General features: G+C 29.1%; 1 protein-coding gene. It reads right to left on the reverse strand.

The window, feature by feature from the left end:
* On the reverse strand, positions 1-297 hold a 297-nt coding region (locus tag HMPREF0077_RS10170), incomplete at its 3' end, for a plasmid mobilization protein (RefSeq protein WP_004837942.1).
* Positions 298-416 lie beyond the last annotated feature (119 nt).

Below are 416 nucleotides of genomic sequence, written 5' to 3' on the forward strand. Positions count from 1 at the left end.
TTTTGATAATTTTTCTATCTGCTTATTCATGGATTCAATTTCATTCTTGTAAATAACACCAGTTGTATTAGTAGCTTTTGCAATCTGGTTTATATTATTTGTTGCATTTGAAAGCAGCCATTGTAGGTTTCTAAATGGTTCTAAATCTACTACATAAATTTCTTTTTCTAATACGCACTTTCTAAGAAAGTGGGACATTGTTTTACAATTTGCAAGTTTCATTTTCTTTTCAAAAACTTCTTTTTCTTCTTTAGTTAGCTTTATTTCTATTCTTTCATTTCTAAATCTATTTGCCATTGTATTCTCCTTTATAAAATATATTTCGGGGTCTTAGGGTTCTCCCTAACAAGGTAAAAATTAAAAAATGGAGCATTCCGTAAAGGTCTGCTCCATTAATTTTTTCGTAAGTGTCCGTA

Origin of the sequence: Anaerococcus tetradius ATCC 35098, assembly GCF_000159095.1 — a bacterium.
GTDB lineage: Bacteria > Bacillota > Clostridia > Tissierellales > Peptoniphilaceae > Anaerococcus > Anaerococcus tetradius.